15 protein-coding genes are annotated in these 14,004 nt (G+C 72.3%); 8 read left to right on the top strand and 7 right to left on the bottom strand.

What is annotated here, in order from left to right:
- Positions 1-26: 26 nt before the first annotated feature.
- Both AB0K07_RS09160 and AB0K07_RS09155 read right to left on the bottom strand, forming a co-directional pair.
- Entirely contained in the window at positions 27-173 is a 147-nt protein-coding gene (locus tag AB0K07_RS09160; RefSeq protein WP_355595714.1) for a hypothetical protein, read from the bottom strand.
- Between the two features lie 107 nt (positions 174-280).
- Complete coding sequence (locus tag AB0K07_RS09155) at positions 281-1,129, bottom strand: peptidase M23 (protein ID WP_363752359.1); 849 nt, start codon at positions 1,127-1,129, stop codon at positions 281-283.
- Positions 1,130-1,550: 421 nt separating this feature from the next.
- On the opposite strand from AB0K07_RS09155, the gene AB0K07_RS09150 reads away from it, so the two are divergent.
- Genes AB0K07_RS09150 through AB0K07_RS09140 form a run of 3 tightly spaced genes read left to right on the top strand, consistent with a single transcriptional unit; the run spans position 1,551 to position 3,643 of the window.
- On the top strand, positions 1,551-2,471 hold the full coding sequence (locus tag AB0K07_RS09150; RefSeq protein ID WP_363752357.1) for a PAC2 family protein: 921 nt from the start codon (positions 1,551-1,553) through the stop codon (positions 2,469-2,471).
- A 37-nt stretch (positions 2,472-2,508) separates the two neighbouring features.
- Positions 2,509-3,306, top strand: a complete 798-nt coding sequence (locus AB0K07_RS09145) for an exodeoxyribonuclease III (RefSeq protein ID WP_363752354.1) — start codon at positions 2,509-2,511, stop codon at positions 3,304-3,306.
- Positions 3,307-3,325: 19 nt separating this feature from the next.
- The gene (locus tag AB0K07_RS09140) at positions 3,326-3,643 is read left to right on the top strand and encodes an antibiotic biosynthesis monooxygenase (protein ID WP_363752351.1); all 318 of its coding nucleotides are present in this window, start codon (positions 3,326-3,328) and stop codon (positions 3,641-3,643) included.
- A gap of 174 nt (positions 3,644-3,817) precedes the next feature.
- Here the strand turns inward: AB0K07_RS09140 and AB0K07_RS09135 are convergent, their stop codons facing one another.
- Together AB0K07_RS09135 and AB0K07_RS09130 are read right to left on the bottom strand one after the other, a co-directional pair.
- Positions 3,818-4,465 carry a class F sortase gene (locus tag AB0K07_RS09135; RefSeq protein ID WP_363752816.1) on the bottom strand — a complete coding sequence of 216 codons (648 nt, stop codon included), beginning with the start codon at positions 4,463-4,465 and terminating at the stop codon, positions 3,818-3,820.
- 160 nt (positions 4,466-4,625) lie between these two features.
- A complete protein-coding gene (locus AB0K07_RS09130) occupies positions 4,626-5,249 on the bottom strand; it encodes a hypothetical protein (RefSeq protein ID WP_363752813.1) in 624 nt (207 codons plus the stop codon).
- Positions 5,250-5,381: 132 nt separating this feature from the next.
- Here AB0K07_RS09130 and trmB point away from each other — a divergent pair, with 132 nt between their 5' ends.
- Complete coding sequence (trmB, locus tag AB0K07_RS09125; RefSeq protein WP_363752349.1) at positions 5,382-6,080, top strand: tRNA (guanosine(46)-N7)-methyltransferase TrmB; 699 nt, start codon at positions 5,382-5,384, stop codon at positions 6,078-6,080.
- 76 nt (positions 6,081-6,156) lie between these two features.
- Positions 6,157-8,670 (top strand): DUF3516 domain-containing protein, encoded by a 2,514-nt coding sequence (locus AB0K07_RS09120; RefSeq protein WP_363752346.1) that lies wholly within the window; start codon positions 6,157-6,159, stop codon positions 8,668-8,670.
- A 35-nt stretch (positions 8,671-8,705) separates the two neighbouring features.
- Here AB0K07_RS09120 and AB0K07_RS09115 read toward each other — a convergent pair whose 3' ends face one another.
- On the bottom strand, positions 8,706-9,425 hold the full coding sequence (locus AB0K07_RS09115) for an MBL fold metallo-hydrolase (RefSeq protein WP_363752343.1): 720 nt from the start codon (positions 9,423-9,425) through the stop codon (positions 8,706-8,708).
- A 115-nt stretch (positions 9,426-9,540) separates the two neighbouring features.
- Between AB0K07_RS09115 and AB0K07_RS09110 the strand changes: the two genes are divergently transcribed.
- The 3 genes from AB0K07_RS09110 (at position 9,541) to AB0K07_RS09100 (ending at position 12,049) form a co-directional block, all read left to right on the top strand.
- Positions 9,541-10,119, top strand: a complete 579-nt coding sequence (locus tag AB0K07_RS09110) for a TetR/AcrR family transcriptional regulator (RefSeq protein ID WP_363752341.1) — start codon at positions 9,541-9,543, stop codon at positions 10,117-10,119.
- Positions 10,120-10,335: 216 nt separating this feature from the next.
- The gene (locus AB0K07_RS09105; RefSeq protein WP_363752338.1) at positions 10,336-10,980 is read left to right on the top strand and encodes a hypothetical protein; all 645 of its coding nucleotides are present in this window, start codon (positions 10,336-10,338) and stop codon (positions 10,978-10,980) included.
- Positions 10,981-11,155: 175 nt separating this feature from the next.
- Positions 11,156-12,049 carry a hypothetical protein gene (locus AB0K07_RS09100; RefSeq protein WP_363752335.1) on the top strand — a complete coding sequence of 298 codons (894 nt, stop codon included), beginning with the start codon at positions 11,156-11,158 and terminating at the stop codon, positions 12,047-12,049.
- Positions 12,050-12,177: 128 nt separating this feature from the next.
- On the opposite strand, the gene AB0K07_RS09095 is transcribed toward AB0K07_RS09100, so the two are convergent.
- On the bottom strand, positions 12,178-13,125 hold the full coding sequence (locus tag AB0K07_RS09095; RefSeq protein WP_363752332.1) for an iron-siderophore ABC transporter substrate-binding protein: 948 nt from the start codon (positions 13,123-13,125) through the stop codon (positions 12,178-12,180).
- Positions 13,125-13,988 carry an ABC transporter ATP-binding protein gene (locus AB0K07_RS09090; RefSeq protein ID WP_363752329.1) on the bottom strand — a complete coding sequence of 288 codons (864 nt, stop codon included), beginning with the start codon at positions 13,986-13,988 and terminating at the stop codon, positions 13,125-13,127. Before AB0K07_RS09090 ends, AB0K07_RS09095 begins: the two co-directional genes overlap by 1 nt.
- Positions 13,989-14,004 lie beyond the last annotated feature (16 nt).

Here is a 14,004-nt window from a genome sequence, read left to right as displayed (position 1 = left end):
AGGGGTCGGTACGGCCGGTGGAACGGTCAGCGGCGGCGGTTGGAGAGTCGGGCCGCCAACCCCTTGAGCTTCTGCTGGTTGCCGGGCTTGGCCAGCTCGCGCCGACCCCGGTCGACCAACTGCTGCCCCTTGGGTGACCTCAGGAACGTGCTGATCCGCTGCATCAGTGACATAACGTCCTCCTGTCGACGATCCCTCTGTCATGTGTACCCCGAACCCGCAACGGATGTACCCGGGACGCGACAGGCTCAACCCCCCACCGTCCACAGTGGTCGGTAGGTTAGCGCCCCGCGGGGAGGATGGCGCCGACGACCCTGGTGGCCCGCCACTCGTGCTGCTGGTAGTGCTCGGGATACGCGGAGACCTGCACCGCCTGGGCGGCGTCGGTGAGCCGCATCTGCTGCCAGCCGGGCACCTGCTCCAGCGCCGCGAGGAACTGCCGGGTGGCGAACTCGGGGTCCATCAGCCGGCCCACCGGGCCCCAGCCGCTGCTGGAACGCTGCTGGAACAGCCCGACCGAGTCGTGGTCCCAGCCGACGCCCTGGTGCGGGTAGTCCTGCGACTCGGGCAGCACGCCGCTGGCCACGTTGTACAGGTTGCTCTCCTGCATGGCGGTGGCCACCGCGATCACCAGACCACGGCGCGCCACCCCCATCTCGCGACCGGTGCGGACGATCGCCTCGGCGTTCTCCATCTGGTCCTCGTCGAGTCCCGCGACCGGCGCCGGGTCGGTCGGCCGGGCCGGTGCGGCCTTACGCGCCGACGAGGTGGTGTCCGGGTCCGCGGCGGACGGGGTGGCGGCGGGGGTGGTCGGGACGGCGGCCCGGTCGAGTCCACGGGAGGCGCTCTGCTGCTCGGCGCGCTGCACCAGCTCCGAGCTTCCGGCGCGCGGATCGCGGCCCACCGCGTCGGCGCTCTCGTCGCGAACCTGCGCGACGGCGGCCAGGCCGAGGCAGCAGACCACGCCGGTGGCCAGGGCCACCTGCGCCCGGCGTCGACCGGTCAGGTCCCGGGCGTACGCCCGGAGCCGACTTGCGGCGGTTGTCCGTTCGGCTGAGGTGCCATCCTCCGTATCGGCAGTGGGCCTGCTCGGGGCGTACGGGTCGTCGAGGGTGCCGTCGTCACGCATCAAACGAGGCTAGGCAGGCCGAAACGCCGATCACACACGGTGATCACGTGGCGCTCACCACAGATCCGGGTCATCCTGGTGGACGACCGGGGCGGGTCGACCCGGTCGGGGAAGGGACCTCGCGTACCGGATGAAGCGGGCACGGCACGCAGGCCGGCACGGCCCGCGACAACGGCGGACATCCCACCCCGTGCACCGACATGATCGACAAATTCGACCTTTGGGCTGAACCGCCCTCCGCCGATCGGCCGGCAGTGCCGCCCCTGCCGAGGTAATCGGGTGATTGGTCCGGTCGCGTCCATCCGCCGGGCGGCGGATCGCCCGACGCAGGAATGCACCAGGATGGCGGGTACGTTGCCCGAACCGGGTGCCGTCCGTCGCGTCGGCATCCCGTAGGCACATTTCAGGGAGGTCCGCACCGGTGCTCGACCCACACGAGCTCTACCAGCTCACCGATGATCTGCCCGACCTCGGGCAACCGGTCATGATCCAGGCCCTCACCGGGTTCGTGGACGCCGGCAACGCAAGCCGGCTGGCCCGCGAGCAGCTGCTCACCTCGCTGGAGAGCCGGCCGATCGCCACCTTCGACGTGGACCAGCTCTTCGACTACCGATCGCGCCGCCCGGTGATGACCTTCGTCGAGGACCACTGGGAGAGCGTCGACGCGCCCGAGCTTGAGCTGCACCTGCTGCACGACGACGACGAGACCCCGTTCCTGCTGCTCACCGGCCCCGAGCCGGACCTGCAGTGGGAGCGGTTCGTGGCTGCGGTCGCCGGGCTCGCCGCCCGCCTGGACGTCCGGCTCACGGTGGGCCTCAACTCGATCCCGATGGCGGTGCCGCACACCCGGCCCACCGGGGTGACCGCGCACGCCACCCGACCCGAGCTGATCGCCGGGTACGAGCCCTGGCTGCAACGGGTCCAGGTGCCCGGCAGCGTCGGTCACCTCCTGGAGTTCCGCCTCGGCGAGCAGGGCCGCGACGCGCTCGGCTTCGCCGCCCACGTGCCGCACTACGTGGCGCAGACCGAGTACCCGGCCGCCGCCGAGGTGCTGCTCACCTCGGTGTCCCGCAGCACCGGGCTGCTGCTGCCCGGCGACGGGCTGCGCTCGGCCGCCGAGGTGGTCCGGGTGGAGATCGACCGGCAGGTCGCCCAGACCGAGGACGCCGCCGCCCTGGTCCAGGCCCTGGAGGAGCAGTACGACGCGTTCGCCCGGGGCCGCGGTGAGAAGAGCCTGCTCGCCCCGGACGCCGGCCCGCTGCCCACCGCCGACGAACTCGGCGCGGAGCTGGAGCGATTCCTGGCCGAACAGACCCGTCCCGGCGACACCCCGGGCAGCTGACCCGGCGTCGCGGGGGCGGATGCGGCAGGCTGGGGACATGCGCCTGGCAACCTGGAACGTGAACTCGGTGAAGGCCCGGCTGCCCCGGCTGCTGGAGTGGCTGGCCGACACCGGGCCGGACGTGGTCTGCCTACAGGAGACCAAGTGCCCGGACGGCGCCTTCCCGGTGGCCGAGGTGGGCGAGCTGGGCTACACCGTGGCCAGCCACAGCGACGGCCGGTGGAACGGGGTGGCCATCCTGTCCCGGGTCGGCCTGGCCGACGTCCGGGTCGGGTTCGCCGGTGAACCCGGCTTTCCCGAGCCGGAGGCCCGTGCCATCTCCGCCACCTGCGACGGGGTGCGGGTCTGGTCGGTGTACGTGCCCAACGGCCGGACGCCGGACGACCCGCACTACGCGTACAAGCTGGCCTGGTTCGCGGCGCTGCGCGACGCGCTGGAGGCGGAGCTGGCCGGCGGGCTGCCGCTGGCCGTCTGCGGCGACTTCAACGTCGCCCCCACCGACGCCGACGTGTGGGACCCGGCCGTCTTCACCCACTCCACGCACGTCACACCGCCCGAGCGGGCCGCCCTCGCGGCGCTGCGCGACCTGGGGCTCGACGACGTGGTGCCGACGCCCATGAAGGGGCCGCACCCGTTCACGTACTGGGACTACCGCGCCGGGATGTTCCACCAGAACAAGGGCATGCGGATCGACCTGGTGTACGCCTCGGCCCCGTTCACCCGGGCGGTCCGCTCGGCGTACGTGGACCGGGAGGCCCGCAAGGGCAAGGGCCCCTCCGATCACGCCCCGATCGTGGTCGACGCCGATCTGGTACCCGTCGTCGAGGCGTTCTGAGCCTGGTTAGGGTGGGCAGATGGCAGTCGTGAAGATCAACGCGATCGACGTCCCACCGGGTGCGGGCGCGGAGTTGGAGAAGCGCTTCGCGGCTCGCGCCGGCGCCGTGGAAAACTCCCCCGGCTTTCTCGGCTTCGAGCTGCTCCGCCCGGTGGCCGGGGAGACCCGTTACTTCGTCTACACCCGTTGGGAGAGCGAGGAGGCGTACCAGGCATGGGCCGCCGGCCCGTCCCGCGCCGCCCACGCCGCCACCCCCGGCGAGAAGCCACGCCCCCCGGTCTCCACCGGCGCCACCCTCCTGGAGTTCGAGGTGGCCCTCCACGTCCCCCAACCCTGACCCCACCCCTTGACCCTCCCCCGGCGGCCCGGCGGCCCGGCGGCCGGCGGTGATCATGGGGTTAGCGGGGCTGTCGATCTCCGATGCACCCGTCAACCCCATGATCGACGGCGGGCGCGGCCGGTTGCCCTCAGCGCGGGACTCCAGGTCGATCACGCCCGTGACCGGGGGCGATTACGGGGTGCGGGAGCTCTGGAGGGTGGCGAACGCGATGATGTTGTCGGCGTAGCCGGTGCGGCCGCCGATGAACTGGCCCCCGCAGGTGATCAGGCGTAATCCGGGAGGCCCGTCGTGGCCGTAGATCCGCTCGGCGGGCAGTTGGTCCTTCGGGAAGTGCTCCACGGTGTCGATTTTGAACACCAGCACCGACCGGTCCGCCCGGGCCACCTCGATCAGGTCACCGGGGTGCAGCTTGCCCAGGTCGTAGAAGACCGACGGGCCGTCCTTGGTGTCCACGTGCCCGACGATCACCGCCGGGCCGGGCTCCCCGGGCGTGGGCCCACGGTCGTACCAGCCGGTCTCGTTGTGCCGCTCCAACGGGGGTACGGCGATCGAGCCGTCCCGGGCCTGCCCGACGGGCGCGACCGGCGCGGCAACCTTGATCGCCGGCACCGAGAGGCGTACCGGGCGGCTGGCCGACAGCCCGACCCTTTCGCTGCGGGCCGGCTGGTCACCGCCGGCCGGCGCCCAGTCGAACGGGCCGACCGAGCGGCCCAGGCCCGCCCCGGTGGCGAAGACCCCGGCCAGCACGAGCACCACGGCCAGCGGCACCGACCAGGGGCTGCGACCGGGCGGACGGCTGCGCCGAGGCGTGACGGCGATCGGCGGACGGGGGGCCACCGACGGGCGGTCGTCGGCCGGCGCGCGGTCAGCGGGCCGCGGACGGTCAGCGGGCCGCGGACGGCCAGCGGGCCGTGGACGGCCAGCGGGCCGTGGACGGTCGGCGGGCGGTTGCGCGGGGCGGAAGATCTCCATGACGGTCTCAGCGGCGGGAGAGGCCACGCGGCCGACGCAGGGCCACCACGGCGAGGATCAACCCGGTGATGGTGAGCGCCGCGCCACCGGGCAGCAGCAGCTTGTCGGTCAACCCGCCGGCGCCGCCGCCGAAGCCGGTGGCCGGGCCCCGACTGGGTTGGATCTTCTTGACCACCTGGAGCATCGTCGAGGCCGTCTCGCCGTCACGGCACTCCAGCTTGACCCGGTAGTTGCCGGGACGGGTCCGCTCGCGCACCATCGGCGCGGCGGTGAGCACCCCGCGCTGCGGCTGTACGCCGACCCGGCCGAAGGCGTCCGAGACCACCGTGGCGCCCACCGAGTTGTCCCGGCAACTGGCCCGGATGCCGACCAGAAAGCCGGGCTGCACGGTGCTCGGGCTCACCTCGACGAAGACGTCCACCACCGGGCTGGGCTGCGGTGCCCCGAGCACCGGCGCGGCCGTGTGCACGGAAACGGTCGCGGGCGCCAGGGCGGCGGGCGCGGCGAGCACATGGCCGGCGGGGGCCGCAGGGGTGGAGGACGCTGCGTATGCGGGGGCGGCGGCCAGCAGGGGGCCGGCGACCAGGGTCACCACCGACAGGGTCACGCCGCAGCGGGTCACTGTCACGATGCCCCCCTTTTCGACGCCGTGCACACGTGCCGGGCAGCGGACCGCCCGGCCTGCCGTACCAGTTGGATCCTCTCACTCCCGGTCGCACATCACATCCGATCCGCCGACCGCGTCGCGTACGCTCGGGTCGCTGTGACCACCACTGACAATGACCCCGCCGCCCCGCCCGCGAGCTGGGCGATCCGCACCTTCCACCCCCGACGGGGCCGGATGAGCGGCCGGCAGACCGACGCGCTGGACCGGCTCTGGCCGACGTACGGCCTGGACGTCTCGGACGAGCCCGTCGACCTGGCCGACCTGTTCGGCCGCCGCGCGCCGGTGGTGCTGGAGATCGGCTCGGGCATGGGCGACAGCACCGCCGCGATGGCCGCGGCCGACCCGGACCGAGATTATCTGGCGGTCGAGGTGCACACGCCGGGAATCGCGAACCTGCTCGACCTCATCGACCGGGGCGGCCTGGGCAACGTGCGGGTGGCGCAGGGCGACGCGTTGGAGCTGGTCCGTGGCCTGCCCGAGGGCGTCCTGGATGCCGTGCACATCTTCTTTCCGGACCCGTGGCCGAAGGCCCGCCACCACAAACGGCGGATCATCCAGCCGGCGCACGTGGCGCTGCTGCGCTCCCGCCTGGCCTCGGGCGGCACGCTGCACTGCGCGACCGACTGGGCCGAGTACGCCGAGGCGATGCGGGAGACCCTGGACGCGGACCCGGGGCTGGTGGACGCGCACGGCGGGTTCGCCCCGCGTCCGGCGCACCGTCCGGTGACGAAGTTCGAGCGCCGGGCGCTCACGGCCGGCCGGCCGGTCGCCGACCTGATCTACCGCCGGCGGTGACCCGAGGGCCCGGACGGGGTCCCGGCGGACGGCGGGTTGGCGCTCGAGGGCATGATCCAGGCACCATGGACGGGATATGACGCTCACCGCCGCGCTGCCGACAAGCGCCGACCCCGACACCCTCTTCGACGCGTTCGCCGGCTGGGCGAAGGAGCGCGGCCTCGACCTCTACCCCCATCAGGAGGAGGCGGTCATCGAGATCGTCTCCGGCGCCAACCTGATCATGAACACGCCGACCGGCTCGGGCAAGAGCCTGGTCGCGGTGGCCGCGCACTTCGCGGCGCTCGCCGACAGCCGGACGACCTTCTACACCGCGCCGATCAAGGCGCTGGTGTCGGAGAAGTTCTTCGCTCTCTGCGAGGTGTTCGGCGCCGAGAACGTCGGCATGCTGACCGGCGACGCCAGCGTCAACGCGGACGCCCCGATCATCTGCTGCACCGCGGAGATCCTGGCCAACCTGGCGCTGCGCGAGGGTGACCGGGCCGACGTCGGCCAGGTGATCATGGACGAGTTCCACTTCTACGCCGAGCCCGACCGGGGCTGGGCCTGGCAGGTGCCGATCATCGAGCTGCCGCAGGCCCAGTTCATCCTGATGTCCGCGACCCTGGGCGACACCACCCGGTTCGTCGACGACCTCACCCGGCGCACCGGGCGGCCGACCGCCGTCGTGCGCTCGGCGGAGCGGCCGGTCCCGCTGATCTTCTCGTACGCCATGACGCCGCTGCACGAGACGCTCGAGGAGCTGCTGGAGACCAAGCAGGCCCCGGTGTACGTGGTGCACTTCACCCAGGCCGCCGCCCTGGAGCGCGCCCAGGCGCTGATGAGTGTCAACGTCTGCACCCGCGCCGAGAAGGACATGATCGCCGAGGCGATCGGCGGCTTCCGCTTCACCTCCGGCTTCGGCAAGACGCTGTCCCGGCTGGTCCGGCACGGCATCGGCGTGCACCACGCCGGCATGCTGCCCAAGTACCGCCGGCTGGTGGAGACCCTCGCGCAGGCCGGCCTGCTCAAGGTCATCTGCGGCACCGACACCCTCGGCGTCGGCATCAACGTGCCGATCCGCACCGTGCTGTTCACCGGCCTGTCCAAGTACGACGGGGTCCGCACCCGGCTGCTCAAGGCCCGGGAGTTCCACCAGATCGCCGGGCGGGCCGGCCGGGCCGGCTTCGACACCATCGGACGGGTGGTGGTGCAGGCCCCCGAGCACGTGATCGACAACGAGAAGGCCCTTGCCAAGGCCGGGGACGACCCGAAGAAGCGGCGCAAGGTTGTCCGCAAGAAGCCGCCGGAGGGCTCGATCGGCTGGGGCCAGCCCACCTTCGACCGGCTGGTCGACGCCGAGCCGGAGCCGCTGACCTCCAGCTTCCAGGTCAGCCACTCGATGCTGCTGAACGTCATCGGCCGTCCCGGAGACGCGTTCACGGCGATGCGGCACCTGCTCACCGACAACCACGAGGACGCCGCCGCGCAGCGCCGGCACATCCGCCGGGCGATCGCCATCTACCGTGCCCTGCGTGCCGGCGGGGTGGTCGAGGAGCTGCCCGAGCCGGACGAGACCGGCCGGCGGGTCCGGCTCACCGTCGACCTCCAGCTCGACTTCGCGCTCAACCAGCCACTCTCCCCCCTCGCGCTGGCCGCCATCGAGCTGCTCGACGTCGAGTCCCCGTCGTACGCCCTCGACGTCCTCTCGGTCATCGAGTCGATCCTCGACGACCCCCGGCAGATCCTCTCCGCGCAGCAGTTCAAGGCCCGTGGCGAGGCGGTCGCCGCCATGAAGGCCGAGGGCATCGAGTACGAGGCCCGCCTCGAACTGCTCGACGAGGTGACCCACCCGAAGCCCCTCGCGGAGCTGCTGGAGGCCGCGTACGAGATGTACCGGCAGGGCCACCCCTGGGTCGCCGACCACCAGCTCTCCCCCAAGGCCGTGGTCCGCGACATGTACGAGCGGGCGATGACCTTCACCGAGTACGTGCAGTTCTACGGGCTGACCCGCTCGGAGGGCCTCGTGCTGCGCTACCTGGCCGACGCGTACAAGACGCTGCGCCAGACCGTCCCCGAGGACGCCAAGACCGAGGAGCTGATCGACCTCATCGAGTGGCTGGGCGAGCTGGTGCGCCAGGTCGACTCCAGCCTGATCGACGAGTGGGAGCGGCTGCGCAACCCGTCCGACGTGGCGGAGGTGGCCCAGGCGCACGCTGCCCTGAACGACCGGCCACCGGCGGTGACGCGCAACGCGCGGGCGTTCCGGGTGCTGGTGCGCAACGCGCTGTTCCGCCGGGTGGAGCTGGCCGCGCTGCGCCGCTGGGACCTGCTCGCCGAGCTGGACGCCGGCGACGGGTGGGACTACGACGCGTGGGCCGACGCGCTGCGGCCGTACTTCGAGGCGTACGACTCGATCGGGACCGGTCCGGACGCGCGCGGGCCGGCGCTGCTCATGATCGAGCAGGGTCGGGAGCGGTGGACCGTCCGGCAGATCCTGGACGACCCGGACGGCGACCACGACTGGGGCATCAGCGCCGAGGTCGACCTGGCCGCCTCCGACGAGATCGGCGCCGCGGCCATCCGGATCACCGACGTCGGCCAGCTCTGACCCGGGCACCGGCGACGACCGAGGCCCGGCTCCACTCACCGGGCCTCGGCCACCGCCCTGATCCGGCGTACCGCCTCGCGGACGCCTCCGTTCCACGGGGTGCCGTGGCCGGGGAGGATCCACGTCACCGGCAGGTCCTCGATACGGGCGAGTGAGGCGAGCGCCAGCGCCGGGTCGTCGGTGAACGGCCCCGGCTGCGGCCCCTGCCGGCCGGTCAGCACGTTGCGGGTGGTGAGCGCGTCCCCGACGAACACCGCGTCGGCGACCGGCACGTGCACGGCGATGCTGCCCGGCGAGTGACCGGGCATCCCGATCACGCGCGGGGCACCGGGCAGGTCGAGCACCTGACCGTCCTCCACGGCGGTCACCTCGGTGAGGTGGGTCGTGCGCAACCCGCCCTTGCGGCTCGCGTACCAGAGGAAGCGCGCCGTCGCACCCACCTTGAACGGTCCGAAGGACGCCTTGGACTTGACCTCGCCGCGGGCGCGGGCGGCGTCCGCGCTGTGCACGTGGACCGGCACGCCGTGATCGCGGCGAAGCCGCTCGGCGAACCCGATGTGGTCGGTGTCGCCGTGGGTGAGGATCAGGCCGCGGACGTCGGCGAGCGAGCGGCCCATGCCGGACAGCTCCGCCACCAGCTCAGACCAGTGGCCGGAGAGCCCGGCGTCCACCACGGTCACACCCTCCTCGGTCTCGATCAGATAGACGGCGACGATGTCGTTGCCGATGCGGTGCAGGTGCGGCCCGAGCTTCATGGGTGCCTCCCGAAGTGACGTCACGTCCCGTATGGCTACGGTACATAGCTATGATGGCTAAAAGCTATAGCTATCATGGTGACGGCCGTCGCCTGACCGCGAAAGGAGCACCCGCATGCCGACCCCCGACCGGACGTCGCTCGCCGACATCGTGGAGGCCGCCCGCGACATCCTGGAATCGGAAGGACTCCCGCGCCTGACCATGCAGGCGGTCGCCGAGCGGGTCGGCGTGCGTGCCCCGTCGCTCTACAAGCGGGTCCGCAACCGCGACGCCCTGATCCGGCTCGTGGCGGAGGCCATCGTGCGCGACCTGGGCGAGCAGCTCAGCTCCGTCGCCAGCAGCGGCGACCCGGGCCGGGACCTCGGCGAACTGGCCCGCGCCTTCCGCGCGTTCGCCCACGCACACCCGGCCGGCTATCAGCTGATCTTCGCCAACGGCCGCGAGGAGACCCGGCCGAGCCTCGACACCCTCACCGAGGCCAGCGCCCCCGCCCTGCGCCTCGCCGCCGACCTCGCCGGGCCCGAGCACGCCCTGGAGGCCGCCCGCATGGTCACCGCCTGGGCCAACGGCTTCGTCAGCATGGAGTTCGCGGGCGCCTTCAACCTCGGCGGCGACCTCGACGAGGCCTTCGAGTTCGGCATCATCCGCCTGACCGCCGCCCTCGCGGCTCCGAAACCGCCCTGGGCCGACTGACCGGCGAGGGCCGGCCCGGCATCAGTCGCCACCGGCGGTCACGACACCGAATGCCCGCGCGCCGGGCAGGCTGCGGGCGTTGCGGGGCGAGGGTTTCGTACGGGTGCGACCGGGGCGCTCCGGCGACCTCCACCCTGCCCCGGTTTCGCTGGGCAATGTCAGACCTGTCGATTAGAATGTATGTACTAATCGAGTTCCTGACCTGGGAGGACGCCCGTGACCGCGCCCGCCTCCACGCCCCTCACCCCCTACGCCACGCTGCTCGGCTTCACCCGCTACGTCGACCGCAACGGCCCCACCAAGGCGACCTTCGTGGGCGGCCTGCGCAAGCAACGGGCCAGCCGTTCCGGCTTCAACCCGCACGGCCAGTTCGTCAAGGCGCTCAAGGCCGACATCGCCTTCCACACCGGCGGCACCCACCTCGCCGGCGTGGTCGACGTGGTCAAGCCGCGCTGGCGCCCGCTCTACCAGGCGCTGGTGCCCGGCGCCACGGCCTGGCTGCACTCCCTGGGCGAGCCGGCCGCCGTCGACCTGGCCCAGACCCGCGACGCCCTGGCCATGCTGGGCGACCTACCCGTCAAGATCAACCCCCACTTCGGGGTACGGTACGCCGACGGCCGAGCCGAGGCGATCCGGCTGCACTTCGACGAGGCCCCGCCGAGCGAGGAATCGGTGCTCGCCACCCTGCACCTGATGGCCCGGCACATGGACGCGGTGCTGCCGCACGCCGAGCCGGTCCTGGTCGACGTCCGGCGCGGCCAGGCCCACCACATGCCCACCGACGCCAAGCCCGACCAGATCGAACGCTGGCTGGCCGGCGAAGCCGCCGCCTTCCGCGCCATCTGGTCCACCGCCGCCTAACAAGCCCACCCACCCGCCTCCCCACCAGATCCGCGCAACTTCGCTGTTCTTGCTGCCTCCCGACGATGGGAGGCGACAGCATCAGGGAAGTTGCGCGGATCTTGGCATGACGGGAACTGGCGAGGGTTATCCACAGGGGCTGCCGGCGACCAGGCGCGCCGGTCAGGGTGTCGTCATGCCCGTTCCCCCACGTCGGCCGACGCGGTTGCAGCGACGCGTCTTCCGCGGCTCCCACGCCGTCGCCCAAGGCCTGCTGACCAGCACGGAGCTACGCAGCACCGCGTGGCGCCCCCTGTTCCGGGACGTCTACGCGGATGCCCAGCTGGTCGTCACCCACCACACTCGCTGTGCGGCCGCGGTGCGGTGGGTGCTGCCGCCGGGCGTGGTCATCGCCGGGCGCAGCGCGGCAGCTCTCTACGGCGCGGCCTCGGTCGCCGACCACGAGCCCATCGACGTGCTCGTGCCCGCCGGGCAGCGGTTCGGGCCGGTCTCGGGGCTCGTCGTGCACACCGGTGCGGTCGCCGAGACCGACGTCGTGGTGCGCGCCGGGATTCCGCTGACCACGCCGGTCCGCACCTGCTGGGACCTGGCTCAGTGGCTCCCGACGGAAGAGGCCGTCGCCATCGTGGACCGGCTGGCCGCCCGCCGGATGGTGGTGCTCGCTCAACTACGCGGCGAGGCCCGGGCGCGGGTGGGCAGCCGAGGCTGGAAGCGGGCGGTACGGGTGGCCGATCTGGCCGACGCGGGGGCGGAGTCGGCCCAGGAGTCCCGGCTCAGAGTGCGGATCGTGCTCGCCGGGCTGCCACCGCCGGTGACCCAGTTCGTGGTCGAACGCGACGGCAGGTTCGTGGCACGCCTCGACCTGGCCTGGCCGCACCTCAGAGTCGCCGTCGAGTACGACGGTCTGTGGCATCACGATCCGGAGCAGTTCCACCGGGACAGACGCCGACTCAACCGCCTGCTCGGCGAGGACTGGATCGTCCTGCACGTCACCGCGAAACGACTCCGCGAGGACTTCGCCGGTTTCCTGGCCGAACTCCGCCAGGCCCTCCACACGCGATCCCACTAACCCAGACAGGCCAAGATCCGCGCAACTTCAGGGATACTGCCGTCTCGACAGCTCATGAGGCAGCAGTTTCCCCGAAGTTGCGCGGATCTTGGGCGGGTCGTGCGCCGCGCGACGCGCGGCGGCGGGGGTTAGGCGGCGGGGAGGTACTTGGTCAGGTCGTCGAGGATCTTGTTGGCGGCGCCGACGCCGATGCCGGTCATCCAGGTCTCGTCGGCCACCGGGTACGCCTTGCCGGCCTTGACCGCGCCGAGGCCCTTCCACAGGGTGCCGCCGGTCATCTTGGCCTGCTCGGCGGCGGCCTTGTCGCCGTACGCCGTCACGAAGATGACGTCACCGTCGACCTCGTTGATCCGCTCGGGGCTGACCTGGTCGAAGCGCTTGTCCTCCTTGTTGGCCAGCAGCTGCCGCTCGGGGCGGCCGAGGCCGGTGTCGCCGATGACGATGCCGGAGAACGAGTCCGGGCCGTAGACCCGGATGGCGCCGGGCATGAACCGGACGATCGACACCTTGCGGGAGGCGGCATCTCCGAGCGTGCCGCCGAAGTCCTTGGCCCGCTTCTCGTACGCGGCGAGCAGGTCCTTGGCCTGCTGCTCACGGCCGAGCGCCTTGCCGTCGAGGAGGAAGTTCTCCTTCCAGGTGATGCCGACCTTGTCGGTGAACACGGTCGGCGCGATGGCGGCGAGCTCGTCGTAGAACTTCTCCTGGCGGAACTTGCTGCCCAGGATGAGGTCCGGCTTCAGCGCGTTGATCGCCTCCAGGTCGGGCTCGGTGAGCACCCCGACCTCCTTGATGCTGGCGAGTTTGTCCGCACCGAAGTAGGTCGGCCAGCTCTTGGCCTCACCGGCGGTGGCGGCGCCGACCGGGGTGACGCCCAGCGAGAGCGCCGTGTCGATCTTGTCGGTGTCGAGCACGACGACGCGCTTGGGGTCGGCCGGGACCTTGGTGGTGCCCATGACGTGGGTGATCTCCCGGGTCTCCCCGGTGGTGGAGCCGGCGACCGGGTCGCTCTCACCGCAGGCGGTGAGTCCGACGCCGAGGGCGACGGCCGCGGTGAGGGCGGCGACGAGACGACGCATCAGAGTCCTTTCGAGGGGTACGAGCCGGCGAGCGGGATGTTCCCGTCGTCGGCGGATGAGGCGGAGGGGGTGACCGGACGGGCGGTGCCGCCGGTCTGCGCGGGCACCACCAGCGGTGCCCCGGTTACCGGGCAGGGCACGACCACGCAGGCCAGCCCGAAGACGTCACGGACCAGGTCCGCGGTGAGGATCTCCCGGGGCGGCCCGGCGGCCACCACCGCGCCGGCGCGCATCGCGACCAGGTGGTCGGCGTAGCGGGCGGCCTGGTTGAGGTCGTGCAGCACCGCCACCACGGTGCGGCCCCGCTCGACGCGCAGCCGGTGCAGCAGGTCCAGCACCTCCACCTGGTGGGCCAGGTCGAGGAACGTGGTCGGCTCGTCCAGCAGCAGGGCGTCGGTGTCCTGGGCCAGCGTCATGGCGATCCACACCCGCTGGCGCTGGCCGCCGGAGAGGCTGTCCACCGGCCGGTCGGCCAGGCCGGCCACGTCGGCCAGGGCCATCGCCCGGTCCACGGCCGTGCCGTCCTCCGGTGACCACTGCCGCCACCACCGCTGGTACGGCTGCCGGCCGCGCCCGACCAGGTCGGCCACGGTGACGCCCTCGGGCACCAGCGGGCTCTGCGGCAGTACGCCGAGCCGGCGGGCGACCTCCCGGGTCGGCAGGTCGCGGATGGCGCTGCCGTCCAGCAGCACCGTGCCGCGACGGGGGGTGAGCAGCCGGGCCATGGTGCGCAGCAGGGTGGACTTGCCGCACGCGTTCGGGCCGACGATCACGGTGAACGCGTCGGTCGGCAGGTCCAGGTCGAGCCCGTCGAGCACGGTCCGCTGGTCGTAGCCGGCGACCAGGTCGCGGGTGGAGAGCATCACACGACTCCTTAGA

Origin of the sequence: Micromonospora sp. NPDC049301, assembly GCF_040678715.1 — a bacterium.
Taxonomy (GTDB): domain Bacteria; phylum Actinomycetota; class Actinomycetes; order Mycobacteriales; family Micromonosporaceae; genus Micromonospora.
This window is presented reverse-complemented; position numbering and strand designations above follow the sequence as displayed.

Coding starts and splice junctions, on each gene's coding strand:
- AB0K07_RS09160 (WP_355595714.1), bottom strand. CDS start 173: ATGTCACTGATGCAGCGGATCAGCACGTTCCTGAGGTCACCCAAGGGG.
- AB0K07_RS09155 (WP_363752359.1), bottom strand. CDS start 1,129: ATGCGTGACGACGGCACCCTCGACGACCCGTACGCCCCGAGCAGGCCC.
- AB0K07_RS09145 (WP_363752354.1), top strand. CDS start 2,509: ATGCGCCTGGCAACCTGGAACGTGAACTCGGTGAAGGCCCGGCTGCCC.
- AB0K07_RS09140 (WP_363752351.1), top strand. CDS start 3,326: ATGGCAGTCGTGAAGATCAACGCGATCGACGTCCCACCGGGTGCGGGC.
- AB0K07_RS09120 (WP_363752346.1), top strand. CDS start 6,157: ATGACGCTCACCGCCGCGCTGCCGACAAGCGCCGACCCCGACACCCTC.
- AB0K07_RS09115 (WP_363752343.1), bottom strand. CDS start 9,425: ATGAAGCTCGGGCCGCACCTGCACCGCATCGGCAACGACATCGTCGCC.
- AB0K07_RS09110 (WP_363752341.1), top strand. CDS start 9,541: ATGCCGACCCCCGACCGGACGTCGCTCGCCGACATCGTGGAGGCCGCC.
- AB0K07_RS09100 (WP_363752335.1), top strand. CDS start 11,156: ATGCCCGTTCCCCCACGTCGGCCGACGCGGTTGCAGCGACGCGTCTTC.
- AB0K07_RS09095 (WP_363752332.1), bottom strand. CDS start 13,125: ATGCGTCGTCTCGTCGCCGCCCTCACCGCGGCCGTCGCCCTCGGCGTC.
- AB0K07_RS09090 (WP_363752329.1), bottom strand. CDS start 13,988: ATGCTCTCCACCCGCGACCTGGTCGCCGGCTACGACCAGCGGACCGTG.